Raw genomic sequence first — 19,515 nt, 5'->3', positions numbered from 1 at the left:
TTGCCGTTTTTCGAGGCGATTACGGCGACGGCGGCGGAGCGCCTTGCCAGTCGATCTGCATATCGTCCTGCGTCAGCGTGTCATGGGCGACGTCGGGAGCCTCCATGCCGCTGATCGACCCGGTGTGGTCCGGCGCGCGCTTGTCGGTTTTTTCAGACTTGTCGGATTTGTCAGACTTGTCGGATTTTTCGGGTTTGTCGGTGATGATCTGATACAGCTTGCGCGCGCCGCCCTGGGCGCGCTGGCCGATCACGGTTGCGGCCTGGCCGCCAACCTCACATGCCGTCGGCTGACGTTTGCAGAACTGTCCCATGTCGGAGAGCGCAGCCGTTGCAGCCGAGACCGCTTCGGACGCATTGATTTGGGGCGCCTTGTCGTTCTCCGGAGTTTTGTCTCGCGGCAACAGAACGAGCACGAGCCCGATCCAAAACGCCAAGCGAAGCAGAAAAAACATTTGCTACTCCGGCTGCCTTTCTTGTTCCGCCGTTTTTTCGATCCCTAACAGTCGTCGATAAATCGCAAGTGTTTGCTTTGAAGTTAAATCGCGAAAAATTCGCGAAAAATGCGTTTGGTTTGATTCGGCGTAAATTTTTGATTGATGCCGATTCCAGGCGTGGGCAGGCCATCCACACTTTCGAAACCATACCGAAAAGCTTCCGGAAACCCGCTATTCACCATCTGCGTTGATTGAGGCCCGCATCCGTCTCCGAAAGTGCGTGGAGATGCGCTCTCGGGCGGCAATGCGGGCCGCCTTAGCGTTCATTTAATGTCGCTCTGACAGGTTGCGACAACGACAAGGGGGGTGTTCCCGGGCGTCTGTTCGACGCACAGGCCGAAGCCAAAGCTGTGACAGTTCTGAGTACCATTCGCGATTGCCTTGATGCGCTGCTGCACCCGTCGGCACAACACGACGTGCTGATGCGCGCGCGCCATCGCGCTTTCATCGCTCCGCGGCTCTTGGGAAGCCTCACGGCATTTGCCGCATTTCCAGTCTACCTCGCCATGCACGGCGCGCCGACCCTGCTTGGGGTTGCGGCCTTCGCCTGGCTGATTGCGCCCATCGTGCTGTCCTGGTTCCTGTCGCGAACCGGTCGTTACGAAGAGGCCTGTTTCCTTTCGTCCCTGGTGTTCGCCGGCCTGATCATGATGCTGGCATCGAGCACCGGCGGCATCGGATCGTTCGCGGCAATCTGGCTGGTGGTCGTGCCGGTGGAAGCTGCACTGTCGGCATCGCGCCGGGTGGTTGCGTTTGCTTCAGCGGTCGCTTTGATCTGTGTCTCCCTGCTGATCGCGCTTGGTCATTTTCAACTGCTGCCGGTCGACGATGTCGACCTGGATACGCGCGCGATCCTGACGGCCTTCGGCGTGGCCGCGGCAACGCTCTATGCTGCTGGTCTTGCGTTTGGCACCGAATTGCTTGCACGCACCAGTGCCTCGCTGCTTTATGTCGAGGAAGACCGTTATCGCCTGCTCGCGCATAATATGAGCGACGTGATTTCCCGCCATCAGCGTAACGGCGCCGTGCGCTTCATATCGCCGGCAGTGGAAGCGCTGCTGGGAACGCCGGCCTCGCGCCTTTTGGGCTACGGCCTGTTCGATCGCGTCCACGTCGCCGACCGCCCGGCCTATCTGACCGCGCTTTCGGATGCGGCGCGTGGCGGCGAGGTGCAAAGTGTCGAGTTCCGCCTCAAGCGCGATGTCAGCCGCGGCCGCGATGGTACGCAGGCCGGCCAGGTCAATTTCATCTGGGTGGAGATGCGTTGCCGGCCGCTCGAAACGGTGTTTTCAAAATCTTCGGAGGCCGAGGTGGTCGCGGTGATGCGCGACGTCACCGAGCGCAAGAACCAGGAACACGCGCTGGATCTGGCGCGGTCCGCGGCGGAGCAGGCGGATGCTTCGAAGACCCGCTTCCTTGCCACAATGAGCCATGAACTGCGCACGCCGCTCAATGCCATCATCGGCTTCTCCGAGATGATCATGCAGGAAGACGCGTTGATGCTGGATGCCGCGCGCCGCAAGGAATATGCCCAGCTCATCAATGATTCAGGTCAGCACCTGTTGTCGGTCGTCAACGGCATTCTCGATATATCGAAGATGGAGTCCGGCAATTTCGAACTGATGCCGGAGCCATTCGCGCCGCGCGAAGCGTTGATCAATTGTTGCAATCTTCTCGCTTTGAAGGCGCGCGAAAGCGGCATCGATCTCGTCACCCGCGCAGCCGAAGATCTGCCGATCATGATCGGCGATCCCCGCGCATTCAAGCAGATCGTGCTCAACCTCGTCTCCAACGCCGTCAAGTTCACCGAACGCGGCGGCACCGTGACGGTCTCTGCCATTATCGAAGGCGCGCGGCTCGTGGTGCGTATCGCCGACACCGGCGTCGGCATTGCCGCCGATGACCTCAAGCGGATCGGCAACCCGTTCTTCCAGGCTGGCAAGACCTATCAGCGCCGGCACGAAGGCACGGGCCTTGGACTGTCGATCGTAAAGAGCCTCGTGGCGATGCATGGCGGCGACATGACCGTGCAGAGCAAGGTCGACGAAGGCACCACCGTGACCGTTGCGCTGCCGCTGACGCCACAAATTGCGCAACCTTCAAGCAATATTACAACGCTCGCTCCGCCGTCGCGTCCCGCCGTGCCCGAGCAGGCCCCTCAGGTGAAGAAAAGTGCCTAGGAAATCGATCATCGACGATGAAATGCCGCGCCGCCGCCGCTCCCGAGCCGCCGCGATCCAGGAGGATTCCGAGCGCGGCCTTGCGATGCGTATTTTTCTGCATAGCCCGAAAGACGTGATTGCCGGCGCGCTCGCTTTGATCGCCGTCTGCGCCATCATCATCAATGCGCTGTTCATGCAGGCCGGGCGTCATCCCGCGCCGATGTTTGGCACGGTGACCGTCATGCCTGCGGTGGCATCGCTGCCCGCCGGTCATTCGCCGCGACGGCAGGCCGAGGCGGACGTTCCGCTGCCTGAAGCGAGGCCGGTGGACGCCAGGGCCGCAGATCCGAAAGCCGCCGATCCCCTGACCAGCCTCGTCAAGACGACCAGCTCGGTGCAACCGGCGACGGCGAATATTCCGCGCCCGCCGCTTACGGTGCCGCTATCGAGCCACGTCGACAGCGCGTCTGTCTCAGGGGCGCATCGCGTTGCCGCCGTGCAACGCGCGCTGACCGAATATGGCTATGGGCAATTGAAGCCGACGGGCGTTGTCGGGGCTGACACCCAGGCTGCGATCGAGCGATTCGAACGGAAACGAAAGCTCCCGGTCACGGGGCAGGTGTCCGATCGCCTGGTGCGTGAGCTTGCTTCCACGATCGGCCATCCGGTCGAATAGGGGCGCCTCAATTTACGTTGCTGCGTGCGATGGCGCCGTCCGGAGGATGCGTGCACGCGCACCGATCGCAACAGTTATGACGACGGCCGTCCCATAGATCAAAATCCGTCCATCGATCGTCTCGCCAAGGAACCATGACGAGGCGGCAAGGGTGAAGAAAAGCTGGAACAGCTGCATTTGGCTGACACGCGCGATGCCGCCGAGCGCGAGCCCATAATACCAGGCAAAGAAGCCGGTCAATTGGCTGACCAGCGTGACATAGGCGAAGCCGGTCCATGCAGAGGCCGCAACATGTTGTTGCGGAAAGCTGACAAACAGGATTGAGGCGATCGCGTTGGCGGGGAGCGCGATCACGAGGCTCCAGCAGATGACCTGCCAGCTGCCGAGCCGTGCCGCAAGCTGTCCGCCTTTGGCATAGCCGCAGGCCGCCGCAACCACGGCGCCGATCAGAGCCGCGTCCGGCAGACTAAGACGCGCGCCCGAGCTCTGCACGATGAAGGCGAGCACGATGGAGGTCGCCGCAGAGCTCGCAAGCCAGAAGCCCGCGCTCGGCCGCTCCCCCGCCAGCACCGCGCCGGCGACCGCGGTCGAAATCGGCAGCAAGCCGACGACGACAGCGCCGTGCGATGCCGGGACGTACATCAGCGCGAGCGTCGTCAGCAGCGGAAATCCGAGCACAATGCCAAGCGATGTCGCGATCAAGCCCGGCCAATCGCCGCGCTGCGGCAGCGGCTGACGGGCGATCAGGAGGATGAGCGCGGCGGCTATTCCCGCGCCGGTCACGCGGCCCAGAAACACGAAGGCGACGCCGAGTGCAGGTACGGCGGCGCGCGTTGCCGGAAGGGTAAGGCTGAAGGCGGCAACGCCCAGCAGTCCCCATAGCAGGCCGCGAAAATCGGGGGATCTCATGTTTCGCCAGATTCTCTTATGGTAGAATTATTCTATCATATGAGAAGATGGGCTGTCCGGCAAGGGATGGGGCCATAGGCCCTCAGCGCAGCCGTGTGCTGTCGATGACGATGAAATACTCGCAGACGCTCGTGCCGAGATTCTCGAAACTGTGGCTCATGTCGCCGCGATAGAACAGGAAATCGCCGGTGTCGAGGACATGGGCCGTGCCACCGAGCGTCACCTTGAGCCGCCCCTTGGTCACATAGAGGTGCTCCTCGACGCCTTCGCGGTGTGACGGGAATGGACCGGTCCTGGCCTTCGCCGGCAATCTGTTGAGGACGAAGTCGACGCCGCGTCCGGAATACATCGGAGAGAGCGAGCGCCGCTCGAAGCCGGTGGTGTCCTCGACAAAGCTGGGCTGGCGCTCGCGGGGAATGTGCAGGACCGGTTCGCGGTGCTTGCCGCCGACGAGTTGCGAGATGCTGAGGTCGAGCGCTTCGGCAAGCTTGCCCAACGTCGACGTCGAGGCCGTGCTGTCACCTCGCTCGATCTTTGAAATGGCCGCGCGGCTTACGCCGCTTTTCGCGGCGAGCTGATCGAGGGTCAATTCGCGTTCGGCGCGTCGTTGCTTCAAGGCATCGCCGAGTTTCGATCGCTGGGCCACGATGGTTTCCGCCTGATTTCGCCACGGTCAACATCACCGATCGGCATTCGTCTTTCAAGTGACCGCCCGCGGACCACTAGCATCGCGCCATCGACTGGCCTATCGTCATTTCATGCGATTGAAATCAAGTATATGGGTCGCGGCCTATTTGCGCCGTTGCCAGACCGCGGGAGTCTTTGGCGCGGTGCGCCGGCGAGGCGCGGAAGAGGCGGGCGCCGTGTTCGTCAAGGTGGCATTGCTCGACGGCAACGCCATGCTTTACGTGCCGGCGCCGCAGACGGTCTACGACGACTCACGGCCGATCGAGCGGCTGTTCATGCCGACATCGAAGGAGCCGTTGCCCGAACCCTCGGTCGAGGAGCGTCTGCAAAAGGAAATCCGGTTTGATCCGGATGCCTGGATCGTTGAGACCGAAGACCGCTCCGGGCGGCACTTTCTCGACCTGTCGCGCGACTGAGGCGGTTCTTATCAGCGTCCGGAATTCTGCGACGATGCCGTGCGGGGTACGGCAACGCCGTTCGCGGGCGGCGTGCCGGTTCGCGTCTGCACCGCCGCGTTCCGCGCCCGGCTGCGCTCGTCGTCATAAAGCCCTGAACGATACCGTGCGCGCGCCGCCACCATGGTCGAGCCGCGCCACGCCGCCAGAATGATCAGCGCGGACCGTTCTTGCAGTGTGTCATAGAGGCGCGAGAGCCGGTATACCGTGTGAACGGACGTGCCGGTCTCGGGTTTGAGGAACAGCAGGACGCGCTGATAAACCAGGCTCGACATGCCAAGCGCCTTGGCCGCGCACGCGAGCGGCTCGCCGGTCGGATCGTTGACCACTTGCGTTGCGATCTTCCAGGGCAGTATCAGCGTCTCACCGAGCTCGAGCGTGAAATTATCGACGTCGCCAACCCAGGCCGCCATTTCCAGCGCCTCGATCGCACGTTGCGCGCGATAGGCGGGAACACGCGCGGAAGCCTTCAGCGGCGTTTCGGCAAGATTGTGCAGCATCAAGACGCGCTCGGCCGAGGCTGCGCCAAAAAAGAGGTTGCTGATTTCCGCCGCGTCAGCCGGTTGCATCGACAGGTTCGAGGTCATGCGTAATGGGGTTTCGCGGGATGTCGCCGCCACTTCCGGCGCGAGGGTGGCCTCTGACGCTGAGCCAACGGGACGTTCAGCCGCCAGCCGTACGCGCTGATCGGAAGGCGAGGGTTTGAGTCCGAGATGTTTGAGGACCGGCGCGGGTGTTTCCGGATAGAGAGCAAGCCGCGCCCGCACCGCCGCGCGCGTCGCATCGTCGACCTGATCGATCAGGCGCGATGTGAGCTCGACGAATTGGCGGGCTTCTTCCTCGCTGTGCGCATTGGTCTGAACGTAGAGATCGGCGAGGACGCGAAGCAGGGTGGGACGGATATCGACGCCCTCCCGGCGGGAGAGGCTCATCAAACCGTCAAAACCCGAGAACAGCGGACGTGTTGTCATCTTTGGGTACGCGACTGATTTCAAATCTCGCGTCAGCCTACGCCGGTTTGCTTTAACGCCGCGTTAAGGAAAACAATCCGTGAAGCGCTCGCGTGCATTTAGCTGCTATGTCGCTGACGTTCTCAAATCGGTACGGCGAAAGTCGCAGCCGTTAATCCACCGGCGTCACAAATTAAGAAGCCGTTAACCACGTTTTGGTCTTAATGACCGCCGGCGCCGCAAATCGCGTCACAAGCGGCAACCGGAGAGAGTTCGCAAATGGGCACCATCATTGAATTTCCAGCAGATGCGGCGTCACGGCGGCTGGGCTCAACCATGGATGGCGCCTTGCAGGAAGGTAAGGCGACGGTTCTGATCCTTCCCGTCATCCGCATCGAGCGTCAGGCCGAGGAAACCAGCGGAGATCGTGGGCCAGAGGAGGGGACAGCCCCTGGCCGCCGTCGCCGCCGCCGCTAACGCCGGATCTGATATGCCGGGCCCTTCTCATTTGACCCGCACGCGGCGCCAGCCTCACGCTTCCCTCTCGCTTTCGGTTCTTCTTGCAACGGCTCTTCTGCTTGGTGGTTGCTCCGGCGGCGACTTCGGTCGCACCCGTGATGATTTCCGCAACGACGACATGCATCGCTGGCTGGGCGCCGAGGCGACCGGCAGCGTCGGCATCAAGCCATCGCAGTTCCAGCTCACCGACGGCGAAAGGCAGCTTCGCGATCAAGCCTATCCCCTGATCGAACCGCCGCATTCCCGTCCCGCCTGGAAGACGGTGTTTGGCGACTATCAGGTCATCGCATCGCCATGGCGACAGAAGGTCGTCTTCGACCGCACTGCATACGGCCGCGCGCTGATCGACGAGCCGCATCGCTCGGACGCCTCGCGCTATTCGCAACTGATCGATGACGTGCGCGACGACATCACCCGCTTCGAGCCGTTTTATTCGACGGCCGGGCGTGTGCTCGATCTCGATCGGAAACGTAAAGCGAGCCTCGAGCGTGTCTCGCAATTGTCGCCGCGCGAGCGCACTGATGCCGTCGCGCGGATGGAAGAGAACACGCTGATCGTGCAATGGGTCCAGCAATGCCAGGAGCGGCGAATTTCGTCGTACCGCTGGGCGCTGGAACGGCTGGTGGTGCAGGGGCCGGACAACATCGCCGCCGAAGCGGACCGGCTGATCAACGAACTGGCAAGGCTCGCTGCCAATCCGCCCGTTACGATCGAGCCGGTCGCCGGATACACCGTCAACTCGAAAGGCTAAACGCCAATCTCACTCAACGCTTGGCTGGCATCGGTTCGGTCTGCACCTTGCAGCTCGATGCGGCGAGCGTGCCCTGCGCCTGCGCCATCAGGCCGGGCTCCGGCGCCAAGGCCTTGATCACGATCAGTCCGGACAGGCTCGGTGAATCGATGATCAGCCGGTCGGCTGCGGTGACATCCTCGTCTTCGGGCAGCGCCGCGTGCTGGGCTTCCGTCATCAGATCGAGTTCGATGACTTTGCGTCCGGCAGAACGGTCGTTGATGGCATAGTAGGCCAGTTCATTGCGGGTATAGAACGACACTGACGTGTAGGCCTGGCTCACGGGAACGGCGAGTTTGATCGGCCCACCGGACAGGTCGTAGCGACAGACGGCGACGGCAAAAGCAGGATCCATGAACGGCAGGGGTGCGCTGTTCGGATCTGGCTGGGGCAAGGTTGTGACCGCATTCAACTTGGTCATCGGCGCAAGCCGCGAATAGGCGTCCTGTGTCGCGATGCGTGGCAGGGCCAGCACGCTGACCAGATGCACGATGCCGCCGAGGAACAAGCCGGCCAGAATCGTAAATACCAACCGGATCATGGGCAGCTCACGGTCGCAATGGAGGGCATCGGCGCGTCGCGCTGCGTGCGCGTCGCAACGCCAACCGGCGTATCGTAGAGCCGCAGCACCAGCGTGTAGCGCTCTATGCCGCCCGTTGGCAGCCAGTTGCCGGCGCGCGAGCGCGAAGCGACCCGCAGCTCGAACGAGCCATCGGCGCCGCGAATGATTTCCTGGCTGGTGAAGCCGTAGCGCTGCAGCGAATTGGCCACCAGCCGTCCTCTCGCATCGTAGAGCGTCAGCGTCCAGAACCGTGCAGCGGGCGTTATTCCGCTGACCAGCACGTCGCAGCGTCCGTCAAGCGGTTGCTTGCGATCGTCGCGCGTGGCTGAGAACGCAACGCCGTCGCCGGTGCCGACCGGCAGTTCGCCGCTGCGCGCGATGGAGGCACGCGAATACGGATCAACGTCGGCAGTGCCGGTTCTCGGCCGTGCAGTCCAGGCGCCGATGGTCAGCGTGCCGATGTCGGTGCCGCGGGTTGCCGTCGTCCACGTGGCGCCGAGGCCAACGGCAGCGGCCAGTATCAGCGCCAGCAGGGTGACAAGGATAAGTCGCACGTTTAGTTCTTGCGTGGAGCGGTTGGTGCCGCCGTTTCGCCGGGCAATGCCGACGAGGCAAAGCTCTCGTTAAATCCTGCGGAGGTCGAGGACACCGGCTTGGTCGGCTTGGCAGGTCCCTCGGTCGTCTTGGCCGCCTCGTCCAGCATCTTTTCCACGCGTACCAGAATATCCGCGCCGCGCTTGGTGAGGACCGGCGGCGGCTTGATCTCCAGCGTTTTTGCGCCACCGTTGGCCGCCTGAGCCCCAGGCGGCGGGGGCGGCAGTTTCGGGCCCATGCCGACGCCTGCGAGTTCCTTGATTTCGACGCCCTGATGGGCGGCGGTCATGATGTCGTGCCAGGTCTGCGCCGGCAGCGAGCCGCCGGTCATGCGGTTGGTCGGTGAGTAGTCGTCGTTGCCGAACCAGACGGCGCACGTGAAGTTGCCGGTATATCCGACGAACCAGGCGTCGCGGTAGTTGTTGGTCGTGCCGGTTTTGCCGGCGGTCGGAATGCCGTCGAGTGCCGCGCGCCGCGCCGTGCCTTCGCTCACCACGTGGCTCATCATCTCGGCCATGTCGGCCGCAGTGTTGGGCGGGATCGCCTGCTTCGGCTTCGGACCGTCGCGGTCCCAGCGCCAGACCAGATCGCCGGCGCCGGTGCGAACTTCCAGCACCGCGTGAGGCGTGACCGACCTGCCTTTGTTCGGGAAGGTCGCATAGGCGACCGCGTGTTCGAGCACCGTGACTTCGTCGGCACCGATCGGCAGCGAGGGCGTGTCGGGCAGCGGCGCCTTGATGCCGAAGCGGCGCGCGACCTCCACGATCTTGGCGCGACCGACCTTGGCGGGATTCGGCGACTTGCCGCCGAGCGCGATCGACAGCTTCACCGGCACGACATTGATCGAGCGGGTGATCGCCTGCGTCAGCGTCACCGCGCCGGAATAAGAGTGGCCGTAATTCTGTGGACACCAGTTGCCGATGCAGACGGGACCGTCGACCACGATCGACTTCGGCGTGAAGCCGTTCAAAAGGGCGGTGGTGTAGACATACGGCTTGAACGACGAGCCGGGCTGCCGGTAAGCGTCGGTGGCGCGGTTGAACTGGCTTGCGCCATAGTCGCGGCCGCCGACCATGGCGCGGACGCCACCGTCGAGATCGGAGACGACGGTTGCAGCTTGCGTGGCGTGATAGTCGCGGCCGAACTGTCGCAGCTGGTTCTCGATGGCTTCTTCGGCGGCGCGCTGCACATTCATGTCGATCGCGGTGCGGACGACGAACACGCGCTCATTGTAGGATTTCGGGAAGGTGTCGACGAGTTTGCGCATCTCGTCGAAGGCCCAGTCGAGATAGTAGTTCGGCGAGTTCTCATCGCGGCGGTCGACGGCGGTGGCCGGATTGCGGCGTGCGCCGAACACCTGGCCCTCGGTCATGAAGCCGGCATCGACGAGATTGTCGAGCACGACGTTGGCGCGTGCGCGCGCGGCCGGCAGGTTGATGTGCGGCGCATATTTCGTCGGCGCCTTGAAGAGCCCCGCGAGCATCGCGGCTTCCGCAAGGTTGACGTCGCGCGCCGACTTGTTGAAGTAGAAATGCGCCGCGCCGTCGACGCCGAAGGTGCCGCCGCCCATATAGGCGCGATCGAGATAGAGTTTCAGGATTTCGTTCTTGGTGAGCCTCGTCTCCAGCCAGATCGCCAGGAACGCCTCGTTCACCTTGCGCTCGATGGTGCGCTCGTTGGACAGGAACAGGTTCTTGGCGAGCTGTTGCGTGATCGACGAGCCGCCCTGCCGCACGCCGCCGGCTTGCGCATTGGTGACGATCGCGCGCGCCAGGCCCGGGATGTCGATGCCGAAATGGTCGTAGAAGCGGCGGTCTTCCGTCGCCAGCGTGGCCTTGATCAGGACGTCCGGAAAATCTTCCAGCGGGATCGAGTCGTTATGCTTGATGCCGCGGCTGCCGATCGGATTGCCGTAACGATCGAGGAAGGTGACCGCGAGGTCGGACTTCTTCAGCCAGTCCTCGTCGGCGGTCTCGCGGAAGGCGGGCACAGCCAGCATCAATAGCAGGATCAGGCCACCAAGGCCGAGGGTGGCGGCTTCCGACAGCGGCTCGATGAAAACCCAGCGCTTCCAGCGGCCGACATAGAAGCGGTCCATGAACGCCGAATAACGCTCATAGAGCTCGCGTGAGCCTTTGCCGGCCGAGAACAGCGTCGAATCGATGCGCGCGTCCAGATCCAGCATCCGGCGCCGGATCGTCTTCATCCATTCGGCTAAAACGGTGTTGGGCACGAGCAGGCGTTACCTGAAACAGGAATTCCGGTTTCGTTGTCTGACTTGAGGTCGATCACCGTTTGCGGTGCATGGCGCTCAAATCCTGCGGGAATGTTGCGGCAAAGCCAAGGCATATGGCGCCTTGGCCGTCACCAACCTATCTAGCCGAGTAGGCACGATAAACCAATGGCCCGCCTCACATTTCAAGGGGAAGGGATAACGTGGTCCGAACCTCGCGAAGTCCGGTCATCCTGAGCACTTGCGCCGCTCTTGCCGCGGACCTTAGAAGATCGGAAGGCAGCCAAATATCCGAAAAATCGGGATCCCATGACCAAAAAGCCCCAGTCGCCCTCACCACAAGAGGGATTCTTCTGGAAAACCAAGACGTTGGAACAAATGTCGGATGCGGAATGGGAAAGCCTGTGCGATGGCTGCGCCCGTTGCTGCCTGGAAAAGCTCGAGGACGAGGATACGGGCAAGATCTACTTCACTCACATCTCCTGCAAGCTTCTCGATGCAGGCCTTTGCTGCTGCAAGGATTATCAGCATCGTTCCGAACAGGTTCCGGATTGCGTCAGACTGACACCCGCCAACGTCCGCACGCTGAATTGGCTGCCGCCAAGCTGCGGTTATCGCCTGGTGGCGGAAGGCCGCGACCTCTATTGGTGGCACCCGCTGATTTCGGGCGAGCCCAATACGGTGCATGAGGCCGGCGTTTCCGTGCGAGGACGCGTGCAGGGGACCGAGGACGAAGTCCCGGACGAGGATCTCGAGGATCATATTGTGGGGTGGCCGGCGCTGCTGCCGAAGCGCGCGCGGCTGAAGAAGCGCCCGACGCCTTCCCGATAGCGAATTTTGCCCGATAGCGAATTTTTGAACCAAACGGCGTTCGCCGGGCAGCACCCATGCGCCCGACCCGCTGCCGCAACCCCGATTCGTCCCTTAATGAGGGAACATGTTTTGCGGTGAACCGCCCCTTTCCAGCATCACCTTCAGATGAACAAGTTCGAACGTCAGGGCCGTCCCTCGACCGACCAGCCAACATTGTCCGAAAGTCTCGCCAGCGAGCCCACGGTGGTGCCCGCGGACATCCTCGATATCAGCGACGCGGACGCGCCGCCGATCGCGCCTGCGCCGCTCACCCCAAGCGAGGTCCGCACCATCCTGCTGAGCCTGATGCTGACGATGTTCCTGGCCGCGCTCGACCAGACCATCGTTGCGACGGCGCTGCCGACCATTGGCCGGCAGTTCAGGGACGTTTCCAGCCTCTCCTGGGTGATTACCGCCTATCTGTTGGCATCGACCGCGGTCGCGCCGGTCTTCGGCACTTTGAGCGACATCTATGGCCGCCGCGGCATGATCATCACATCGATGAGCCTGTTCGTCGTGGGCTCGATCCTGTGCGCGATCGCCCCCAACATGCCGGTCCTGATTATCGCCCGTGGCCTTCAGGGCTTGGGCGGCGGCGGTATTCTGCCGCTCGTTCAGACCGTCATTGCCGACGTCGTCACGCCGCGTGAGCGCGGCCAGTACCAGGCCTATTTCAGCGGCGTGTGGATGGCCGCCGGCATTGGCGGCCCGATCCTTGGCGGCGTGTTTGCCGAACATCTCCACTGGTCGATGATCTTCTGGATCAACGTGCCGCTTGGATTGACCTCGCTTGCGATGCTGTTGCCGAAGATGGGCCGCATCCCGGTGTTCCACCGGCGCCGCAAGGTCGATTGGCTCGGCGGCGTTCTGCTGATGGCGGCCGCTGTCGTCGTGATGCTGGTATTGACCTGGGGCGGGAACCGTTATGCGTGGCTTTCGCCGGTCATCATGGCGATGATCGGCGCCTCGATCGCGCTCGCGTTCGCCTTTGTGTGGCATGCGTTGCGAGCCGACCAGCCGTTCCTGCCGTTGTCGCTGATGGGCGGAACAGTGGTGCCTTACGCGATGGTTTGCGGCGGCTGCGCCATGGGCGCCATGCTGGGACTGACGGTCTATCTGCCGCTCTATTATGAAGGCGTCTATCATCTCAGCGCGAGCGAGGCGGGCATGGCGCTGATCCCGCTGGCCGCGGTTTCGACCCTTGGCGCGGCAGTCGCCGGCAAGGCTATGGCGCGCTCCAAACACTATAAGCACGTTGCCATCATCGGAACGATCATCGCCGCAGCCACCGCGACAGCGCTCGCGTTGGCGCCGATGCCGCTGTGGCTCCTGCTGGTGCTGCTGTCGATCTTCGCCCTGGGCCTCGGTACAGCCTTTCCGGTCTCCACCGTTTCGTCGCAAAATGCGGTTGCGCGGTCGCAGGTCGGCACCATCACGGGTGCGACCAACTTCTTCCGTGCTCTGATGGCGTCGTTCACGGTCGCGGTCTTCTCGGCCATTTTGCTGACGGCGCTCGGCGGAGACATATCGCTTTCGGGCGAGCATCGCGGCGTGATGAGCGCAATTCCGGCCGCCGACATGATCGCTGCGTTCCGCTATGTGTTCGGCGCCGCTGCCGCGATGATGGTCGTCGCCTCCATTAGCATGGGGCTGATGGAGGAGAGGCCGCTCGCGGGTCCCGCGCGGCCGGTCGAGCTCGCCGAATAGATCAGCCTGGCTTCGCCGTTATGGAGCGCGCGATAAGCTCTTCCGTCGCGCTGGGTGCGTCTTCAATGACTGCTTCTTGAACGCGCGGCCATCGATCGACGCGGCATCAAATACGCACTCGATTTTCGATATTGGATCAATTAGTTATCTGAAAATCGGGGAATGAAGACCGTATCGATTAATGGGCCATTCAGGCCGTTCTTCAATGCCGCCGTAACCAATCGAACCCTAGATTCCGCGCCACTAAAGTGAGTAGCAGTGCTCTGGGGTCTGCGCGCAGGAGTTGTCCATGCTGCGGCTTGTTTCGCGATTCCTCAATGACGAGTCCGGCGCTACCGCAATCGAATATTGCCTGATCGCCGTCGGCCTCAGCATCGTGATCATCACCGCTGTCAACGGCATCGGCAGCGGCATGAACACCAAGTTCTCGTCGATCAATTCGTCGCTGAAATAGCGGCGTCCGTCTCGCGCTATCCGGCCTTCCTTGTCCGAACCGAACTGCGGGCGGGCTTTTTCGCGGCTGGAGCCTTGGTCTCGCTCTTCGCATCCTCTTTCGCCGCGCGCTTGCCGCTGATAGGCAGCAACATCTCGCGTTGACCTTCGGCGCGCTTCTTCGACTTCTTGCCCTTGGTCTTGGCTTCCGGGGGAGGCGCCTGCCGTTCGTTGGCAAGGCTGCGCTTGAGCGCGTCCATCAGGTTGATGACGTTGCCGCCGGTCTTCGGAGCAGCCTTCGCTGTAGGGCGAATGCCTGCACGCTTCTTGTTGATCAGGTCGATCAACGCCGTCTCATAGTGGTCTTCGAACTTGTCGGGCTCGAACGAGGCCGATTTCTGCTCAACGATGTGCTTGGCAAGGTCCAGCATGTCCTTCGTGACTTTGACGTCCTGGATGTCGTCGAAATATTCCTTTTCGCTGCGCACCTCGTAGGGATAGCGCAGCAGCGTTCCCATCAGGCCCTTGCCGAGCGGTTCCAGCGCGACAATGTGTTCGCGATTGGTCAGAACGATGCGGCCAATCGCGACCTTGTTCATGCTGCGAATGGTTTCGCGGATGACGGCGAAGGCGTCGTGCCCCACTTTGCCGTCGGGCACGAGATAATAGGGGCGGATCAGGTAGCGGCTTTCAATTTGCGCCTTCGGGACGAACTCGTCGATTTCGATGGTATGGGTCGATTCGAGCGCGAGGTCGTCGAGCTCGTCCTTTGTCACCTCGATGTAGGTGTCGGTATCGACCTTGTAGCCCTTGATGATGTCCTCAGATGCGACTTCCTCGCCGGTATCTGCATCGACCTTGGCGTATTTGATGCGGTGGCCGGTCTTGCGGTTGATCTGGTTGAAACTGACCTTTTCGGTGTCCGACGTCGCGGGAAAGAGCGCGACAGGACAGGTCACCAGCGAAAGGCGCAGAAAACCCTTCCAATTGGCGCGGGGGGCCATGGGATACTCCTCAAACGCAACAGACCAAAAGGCAACGATATCACTGCGCGGCGGGGTTTCAACCAAGCCGGGCCGGGAATCTGGCAACGGCGTTAACCGCGATGAGTTGCTTTGCTGCGGTGACGCTCGGTTGCCCGGTCGTGCCGAGCAGAAACTGGTCCGGCCCGTGGGTCATTGGCCGATGCCGGATCGGGCAATGGAACATGATTGGTGATGGAACGAACGCGCTATGGAACTTTCATCTGCGTCCGATGGCGCTCGCCGGTTTCAATCCGTGTGAATCCGGTGCCCGTGTTATTCCGGTTTTTTCGTGATCACGAATCGAGCATGATCGGGCCTGCGAGAGCTTGCACCTGGACGCGGGCAGCGGAAAGCAGGTTTCAGCATCTCAATTCATCATGTCGCCCTATTCCGGGCGATCAAGAAGTACGGGGGGATAACCGGATGCATTCCATGCTCACTCTTCTCCTTCAGTCTTCAATCTTTGTTGCGGGCTTCCTTGTCGGATACGTCGCTTGCGCATGGCGCTATCGGCGTCGGACGCAATTCGCCATTGCGCCGCGTATCTCGATGTTTGGACATCCCCGCAGGGCCTTCTGAGCTTCGCCGCGCGCTCACTTGCGGAGCGGCAAGTCATGAGCTCATACCGAGTGATCAGCCTGGATCGGCTTCACGCGGATAAGGAAGTATACGAGTTGACCGGCGCAAATTCCGCTGATGCCGCCAAGCGATTTCATCAGGGCGTCAGTGGCGCGGGCATGGCGGTCCGGCGTCAGCAGTTGAAGCGCCTCGAGGCCGAGCGCGGCTCCCACCACGACGATGACAACCAGCAGGATACGACTCGGATAGGCCAGCGCGAACGCAATGCCAATCAAAGCGAAAGCCACGAAATGCTCCAGATGAGGGCTGGCCACGGAAGGGCGGGCTTCGATGGGCGATAAAGTCACGAACACAATGGCGGCGAGCGCCAGCCAGCCCATGATAGCGGATAGCCTTTGAATCATGCCCGTTAGGTAGGCCACATTTGATTTGAGCTCAACTCATTTGAGCTCGACGTGGCCGAAATCACCTCATCGCCACTAAAATTCTTGGTAAATTTCCGCGCAGGCCTTCGGTCAGCGCTGCGGCTTGAACTCGGTGCAGCTGGTGGTCCAATTCTAACATTCGCACCCCTTCTCGGCGGCCGTTTTTGCGAATGTTCGAATTAGAAGGACCCCCAGCAAATAGCGGTTTTCTGGTGGAGTTTTGGATTTGACATTCGCTTGACGAATTCGCGTTTCGGTGGGTAGCGAATGTCAAATCCACTCCACTAGTGTGAAATCTTGTATTTGGCGGTAATTCCCGTGATGCTGATCGCAAGGTGAGCGCCGTTCCGAACGGACTGCCTGTGGTACCACCGAACTATCAGGTGCGGCGTTCGCGATGAGCCAGACCTTCGTCATTCCAGACATCCATGGCCGCCTCGATCTCCTGGATCAGGGGCTTGCCGAAATTGCAGCACGATCGAACAGCGCAAAAGATACCATCGTTGTGATCGGCGACTACGTCGACAAGGGGCCGGCGAGCAAGGACGTGATCGACCGAATGATGTCTGATGTCGATGACAAGTTTGCGCTGGTGACGTTGAAGGGCAACCACGATGCCATGATGGTCGATGCGTTGCGCGATCCTTCGAAGATGGCGGATTGGCTGACCAAAGGCGGTGATGCGGCGCTGGCTTCCTACGGCGGCGATGCGTCCCGCGTCCCGCAATCCCACATCGCCTGGCTCGACCGCTTGCGGCTGTTGCATGTCGACGCACATCGCCTCTATGTGCACGCCGGCGTCGATCCCGAAGCGCCGCTGGATCGTCAGCGCGAAGAGACGTTGTTGTGGAAGCGATATCCCAAGGGCTATTCCAAGGGCTTCGGCAACCTTCATGTCGTTCATGGCCACGACAACGACCCGACTGGTCCGCTGCTTTTCGACGGCCGAACCAATCTGGATACGGCGGCCTGGAAGACGGGGCGGCTGACCATCGGCGTTTTCGACGACGACAGGCCGGGCGGCCCGGTCGATTTCCTCGTCATCAAGGGAGCCCCGGCGCGGCGTTAACGAATCCGCCTCTTGCGCTGCGGCAGGAATTCCGTTCAAAGCCCTCGTGAAGAAAAAGTAATCTTGCGGATGTCAGCCGTTCATAGCCCATTCACGACGGCGGCGCTCATCATGCGCCTGAAGGTGATAACTACATTTGGGGAGACTCGCGTGCGTTTACTTGTCGTCGAGGATGATCCGGATCTCAATCGCCAGCTCACGACGGCGCTGTCGGACGCCGGATATGTGGTTGACCGCGCCTTCGACGGCGAAGAGGGACACTTCCTCGGCGATAGCGAGCCGTATGACGCGGTGGTGCTCGATATCGGTCTGCCCAAGATGGACGGCATCTCGGTGCTGGAAGCCTGGCGACGCAACGGCCGCTCGATGCCGGTCCTGATCCTCACCGCGCGCGATCGCTGGAGCGACAAGGTTCAGGGTTTTGACGCCGGCGCCGACGACTATGTCGCAAAGCCGTTTCACCTCGAAGAGATTCTGGCGCGCATTCGCGCGCTGCTGCGCCGCTCGACCGGCCATGCCCAGTCTGAGCTGACCTGCGGACCGGTTTCGCTCGACACCCGCACCGGCCGCGTCAGCGTATCGGGCAATCCGATCAAGATGACGTCGCATGAATATCGCCTGCTGGCGTATCTGATGCACCACACCGGCCGCGTGGTCTCGCGCACCGAGCTGGTCGAGCATCTCTACGATCAGGATTTCGATCGCGACTCGAACACGATTGAAGTTTTTGTCGGCCGTATCCGCAAGAAGCTGGATGTCGATATCATCCAGACGGTGAGGGGACTTGGCTATCTGCTGACACCACCAGCAGCGGGTGGTTGATCCGGCGTCTCCACCTGTGCTCTGTTCCGGCGTTGGCTTCTTTTCTTGACGTCTGGTAGCTCGCCATGTGGATGCTCTGCGCACGACCGTTCGGGATGACGCCCTGATGCGCCGCAGTTCGCTTGCGACCCGGCTGTTTCTGTCGGCGACCGCCTGGGTGGTGGTCATTCTCCTGATCACCGGCGTGATCCTGTCCTCCGTCTACCGCGATGCCACCGAGCGCGCCTTCGACCGCCGTCTCAATCTGTATCTGCGAACGCTGGTGGCCGAGGTGGCGACGCCCGACGAGCCGCCCGATCATCAATTCCAGTCGCTCGGCGAGCCGCTGTTCGAATTGCCGCTGTCGGGCTGGTACTGGCAGATCACCCGTACCGACGCCGAAAAGGAAGAGGTGCGCGCATCGCGTTCGCTGTGGGACAAGAAACTGCCGAAGCTTGAGGACCACGGCGCCGAACTGAGCGCCGCCGGTATTCGCCAGGGCTATGTCGAGGGGCCGGAGGGGCAGACGCTGCGAATGGTCGAGCGGCCGGTCGATCTCGGCGCCGACGGCAAGTTTCTTGTCGATGTCGCTGGCGATGCATCGGAAATTTTCGATGAGACCCGCAATTTCGATTACTATCTCGGCGGCACGTTCGTCGCGCTGTCGATCGTGCTGGTGCTGACCACGATCTTCCAGGTCCGTTTTGGCCTCGCTCCGCTCAAGCGCATCTCGGATGCGATCGCCGACATCAGATCCGGCCGCGCGGAGAGGCTGGAAGGTGAATTTCCAGTTGAGATCGCGCCGCTTGCGCGAGAGACCAACGCGCTGATCGATGCCAACCGCGAAATCGTCGAACGCGCCCGCACCCACGTCGGCAACCTGGCGCATGCGATCAAGACGCCGCTGTCGGTGATCGTCAACGAGGCGACGTCCCATTCGTCCGATCTGTTTGCCGCAAAGGTTCTCGAGCAGGCGGACGTGATGCGTGATCAGGTCGCCCACCATCTGGAGCGCGCGCGGATTGCGGCGCGGCTGACGATCGTCGGCACCATCACGGAAGTAGGCCCGGTGGTCGACGCCTTGCGCCGGACCATGGAAAAGATCCATCGCGACCGCGGCGTCGCCATCGAGGTTTCCGCCGCCCCAAACGCAAAGTTTCGCGGCGAACGCCAGGACCTCGAGGAGATGGTCGGCAATCTCGTCGACAATGCCTGCAAATGGGCCTCCTCGCGGGTCTTTATCGAGGCGCTCGTCGAAGAGCCCGCCGAGCCAGGCGCAACGTCGATGCTGCAGATCGTCGTCGATGACGACGGGCGGGGTCTTTCGGAACAGGAGCGGGCCCAGGTGTCCCGCAGGGGACAGAGGCTTGACGAATCCAAGCCCGGCTCGGGCCTTGGCCTGTCGATCGTGGTCGATCTCGCTGCCCTCTACGGCGGCAGCCTGACCCTCGGCCGCGCCCCGATCGGAGGATTACGGGCAGAACTCCTGCTGCCGGCGGCCTGAATCTGCTCGATACCTGCAACCTGTGATAGATTTGAGGGCCGGAAGCCTCCTGGGCGCTTGGTCATCCTAAACGACTTCTTAACGCGGT

At 62.0% G+C, this 19,515-nt stretch carries 20 protein-coding genes; 11 read left to right on the top strand and 9 right to left on the bottom strand.

What is annotated here, in order from left to right:
- Positions 1-19 precede the first annotated feature (19 nt).
- Positions 20-454 (bottom strand): DUF5330 domain-containing protein, encoded by a 435-nt coding sequence (locus VFB05_RS22880; protein ID WP_325016478.1) that lies wholly within the window; start codon positions 452-454, stop codon positions 20-22.
- 392 nt (positions 455-846) lie between these two features.
- On the opposite strand from VFB05_RS22880, the gene VFB05_RS22875 reads away from it, so the two are divergent.
- Positions 847-2,676: a PAS domain-containing sensor histidine kinase gene (locus VFB05_RS22875; RefSeq protein WP_325016476.1), complete on the top strand. Its 1,830-nt coding sequence runs from the start codon at positions 847-849 to the stop codon at positions 2,674-2,676.
- A complete protein-coding gene (locus VFB05_RS22870; protein ID WP_325016474.1) occupies positions 2,669-3,334 on the top strand; it encodes a peptidoglycan-binding domain-containing protein in 666 nt (221 codons plus the stop codon). The genes VFB05_RS22875 and VFB05_RS22870 overlap by 8 nt, the downstream gene beginning before the upstream one ends.
- A 12-nt stretch (positions 3,335-3,346) precedes the next feature.
- Here the strand turns inward: VFB05_RS22870 and VFB05_RS22865 are convergent, their stop codons facing one another.
- Entirely contained in the window at positions 3,347-4,243 is an 897-nt protein-coding gene (locus tag VFB05_RS22865; RefSeq protein ID WP_325016472.1) for a DMT family transporter, read from the bottom strand.
- A gap of 82 nt (positions 4,244-4,325) precedes the next feature.
- Positions 4,326-4,889, bottom strand: a complete 564-nt coding sequence (locus tag VFB05_RS22860; RefSeq protein ID WP_325016470.1) for an XRE family transcriptional regulator — start codon at positions 4,887-4,889, stop codon at positions 4,326-4,328.
- A 112-nt stretch (positions 4,890-5,001) separates the two neighbouring features.
- On the opposite strand from VFB05_RS22860, the gene VFB05_RS22855 reads away from it, so the two are divergent.
- The gene (locus VFB05_RS22855; RefSeq protein ID WP_325016469.1) at positions 5,002-5,346 is read left to right on the top strand and encodes a DUF1491 family protein; all 345 of its coding nucleotides are present in this window, start codon (positions 5,002-5,004) and stop codon (positions 5,344-5,346) included.
- Between the two features lie 11 nt (positions 5,347-5,357).
- On the opposite strand, the gene VFB05_RS22850 is transcribed toward VFB05_RS22855, so the two are convergent.
- Positions 5,358-6,356 carry a DUF2336 domain-containing protein gene (locus VFB05_RS22850; RefSeq protein ID WP_325016467.1) on the bottom strand — a complete coding sequence of 333 codons (999 nt, stop codon included), beginning with the start codon at positions 6,354-6,356 and terminating at the stop codon, positions 5,358-5,360.
- A gap of 258 nt (positions 6,357-6,614) precedes the next feature.
- Between VFB05_RS22850 and VFB05_RS22845 the strand changes: the two genes are divergently transcribed.
- Positions 6,615-6,812 (top strand): hypothetical protein, encoded by a 198-nt coding sequence (locus VFB05_RS22845; protein WP_325016465.1) that lies wholly within the window; start codon positions 6,615-6,617, stop codon positions 6,810-6,812.
- A gap of 31 nt (positions 6,813-6,843) precedes the next feature.
- The gene (locus VFB05_RS22840) at positions 6,844-7,605 is read left to right on the top strand and encodes a hypothetical protein (protein WP_414643278.1); all 762 of its coding nucleotides are present in this window, start codon (positions 6,844-6,846) and stop codon (positions 7,603-7,605) included.
- Positions 7,606-7,618: 13 nt separating this feature from the next.
- On the opposite strand, the gene VFB05_RS22835 is transcribed toward VFB05_RS22840, so the two are convergent.
- Genes VFB05_RS22835 through VFB05_RS22825 form a run of 3 tightly spaced genes read right to left on the bottom strand, consistent with a single transcriptional unit; the run spans position 7,619 to position 11,006 of the window.
- Positions 7,619-8,185, bottom strand: a complete 567-nt coding sequence (locus VFB05_RS22835; protein WP_325016461.1) for a DUF1254 domain-containing protein — start codon at positions 8,183-8,185, stop codon at positions 7,619-7,621.
- A complete protein-coding gene (locus tag VFB05_RS22830; protein WP_325016459.1) occupies positions 8,182-8,760 on the bottom strand; it encodes a DUF1214 domain-containing protein in 579 nt (192 codons plus the stop codon). Before VFB05_RS22830 ends, VFB05_RS22835 begins: the two co-directional genes overlap by 4 nt.
- Before the next feature lie 2 nt (positions 8,761-8,762).
- Entirely contained in the window at positions 8,763-11,006 is a 2,244-nt protein-coding gene (locus VFB05_RS22825; protein ID WP_325016457.1) for a PBP1A family penicillin-binding protein, read from the bottom strand.
- A gap of 336 nt (positions 11,007-11,342) precedes the next feature.
- On the opposite strand from VFB05_RS22825, the gene VFB05_RS22820 reads away from it, so the two are divergent.
- From VFB05_RS22820 to VFB05_RS22810, 3 genes are all read left to right on the top strand, one after another.
- Entirely contained in the window at positions 11,343-11,864 is a 522-nt protein-coding gene (locus VFB05_RS22820) for a YcgN family cysteine cluster protein (protein ID WP_325016455.1), read from the top strand.
- Between the two features lie 147 nt (positions 11,865-12,011).
- The gene (locus VFB05_RS22815; RefSeq protein WP_325016453.1) at positions 12,012-13,592 is read left to right on the top strand and encodes an MDR family MFS transporter; all 1,581 of its coding nucleotides are present in this window, start codon (positions 12,012-12,014) and stop codon (positions 13,590-13,592) included.
- A 289-nt stretch (positions 13,593-13,881) separates the two neighbouring features.
- The gene (locus VFB05_RS22810; protein WP_325016452.1) at positions 13,882-14,046 is read left to right on the top strand and encodes a Flp family type IVb pilin; all 165 of its coding nucleotides are present in this window, start codon (positions 13,882-13,884) and stop codon (positions 14,044-14,046) included.
- Positions 14,047-14,062: 16 nt separating this feature from the next.
- Here the strand turns inward: VFB05_RS22810 and VFB05_RS22805 are convergent, their stop codons facing one another.
- Positions 14,063-15,028, bottom strand: a complete 966-nt coding sequence (locus VFB05_RS22805; RefSeq protein WP_325016450.1) for a Ku protein — start codon at positions 15,026-15,028, stop codon at positions 14,063-14,065.
- A gap of 641 nt (positions 15,029-15,669) precedes the next feature.
- Positions 15,670-16,008 (bottom strand): VanZ family protein, encoded by a 339-nt coding sequence (locus VFB05_RS22800; RefSeq protein ID WP_325016448.1) that lies wholly within the window; start codon positions 16,006-16,008, stop codon positions 15,670-15,672.
- Between the two features lie 442 nt (positions 16,009-16,450).
- On the opposite strand from VFB05_RS22800, the gene VFB05_RS22795 reads away from it, so the two are divergent.
- From VFB05_RS22795 to VFB05_RS22785, 3 genes are all read left to right on the top strand, one after another.
- Positions 16,451-17,122, top strand: coding sequence for a metallophosphoesterase (locus tag VFB05_RS22795; protein ID WP_325016446.1), 672 nt, complete (start codon positions 16,451-16,453; stop codon positions 17,120-17,122).
- A 150-nt stretch (positions 17,123-17,272) separates the two neighbouring features.
- Entirely contained in the window at positions 17,273-17,944 is a 672-nt protein-coding gene (locus VFB05_RS22790) for a response regulator transcription factor (protein WP_325016444.1), read from the top strand.
- Between the two features lie 106 nt (positions 17,945-18,050).
- A complete protein-coding gene (locus tag VFB05_RS22785) occupies positions 18,051-19,427 on the top strand; it encodes a sensor histidine kinase (RefSeq protein ID WP_325016441.1) in 1,377 nt (458 codons plus the stop codon).
- Positions 19,428-19,515 lie beyond the last annotated feature (88 nt).

Origin of the sequence: Bradyrhizobium sp. (assembly GCF_035652035.1) — a bacterium.
Classification (GTDB): Bacteria; Pseudomonadota; Alphaproteobacteria; order Rhizobiales; family Xanthobacteraceae; genus Bradyrhizobium.
Note: the sequence above shows the minus strand (reverse complement) of the source record. Positions and strands in the feature narration are given on the sequence as shown.

Excerpts from the sequence above, each read along its gene's own strand:
- VFB05_RS22880 (WP_325016478.1), bottom strand. The coding sequence starts at position 454 with ATGTTTTTTCTGCTTCGCTTGGCGTTTTGGATCGGGCTCGTGCTCGTT.
- VFB05_RS22865 (WP_325016472.1), bottom strand. The coding sequence starts at position 4,243 with ATGAGATCCCCCGATTTTCGCGGCCTGCTATGGGGACTGCTGGGCGTT.
- VFB05_RS22855 (WP_325016469.1), top strand. The coding sequence starts at position 5,002 with ATGCGATTGAAATCAAGTATATGGGTCGCGGCCTATTTGCGCCGTTGC.
- VFB05_RS22850 (WP_325016467.1), bottom strand. The coding sequence starts at position 6,356 with ATGACAACACGTCCGCTGTTCTCGGGTTTTGACGGTTTGATGAGCCTC.
- VFB05_RS22845 (WP_325016465.1), top strand. The coding sequence starts at position 6,615 with ATGGGCACCATCATTGAATTTCCAGCAGATGCGGCGTCACGGCGGCTG.
- VFB05_RS22835 (WP_325016461.1), bottom strand. The coding sequence starts at position 8,185 with ATGATCCGGTTGGTATTTACGATTCTGGCCGGCTTGTTCCTCGGCGGC.
- VFB05_RS22825 (WP_325016457.1), bottom strand. The coding sequence starts at position 11,006 with ATGAAGACGATCCGGCGCCGGATGCTGGATCTGGACGCGCGCATCGAT.
- VFB05_RS22820 (WP_325016455.1), top strand. The coding sequence starts at position 11,343 with ATGACCAAAAAGCCCCAGTCGCCCTCACCACAAGAGGGATTCTTCTGG.
- VFB05_RS22815 (WP_325016453.1), top strand. The coding sequence starts at position 12,012 with ATGAACAAGTTCGAACGTCAGGGCCGTCCCTCGACCGACCAGCCAACA.
- VFB05_RS22810 (WP_325016452.1), top strand. The coding sequence starts at position 13,882 with ATGCTGCGGCTTGTTTCGCGATTCCTCAATGACGAGTCCGGCGCTACC.
- VFB05_RS22805 (WP_325016450.1), bottom strand. The coding sequence starts at position 15,028 with ATGGCCCCCCGCGCCAATTGGAAGGGTTTTCTGCGCCTTTCGCTGGTG.
- VFB05_RS22800 (WP_325016448.1), bottom strand. The coding sequence starts at position 16,008 with ATGGGCTGGCTGGCGCTCGCCGCCATTGTGTTCGTGACTTTATCGCCC.
- VFB05_RS22795 (WP_325016446.1), top strand. The coding sequence starts at position 16,451 with ATGAGCCAGACCTTCGTCATTCCAGACATCCATGGCCGCCTCGATCTC.
- VFB05_RS22785 (WP_325016441.1), top strand. The coding sequence starts at position 18,051 with ATGCGCCGCAGTTCGCTTGCGACCCGGCTGTTTCTGTCGGCGACCGCC.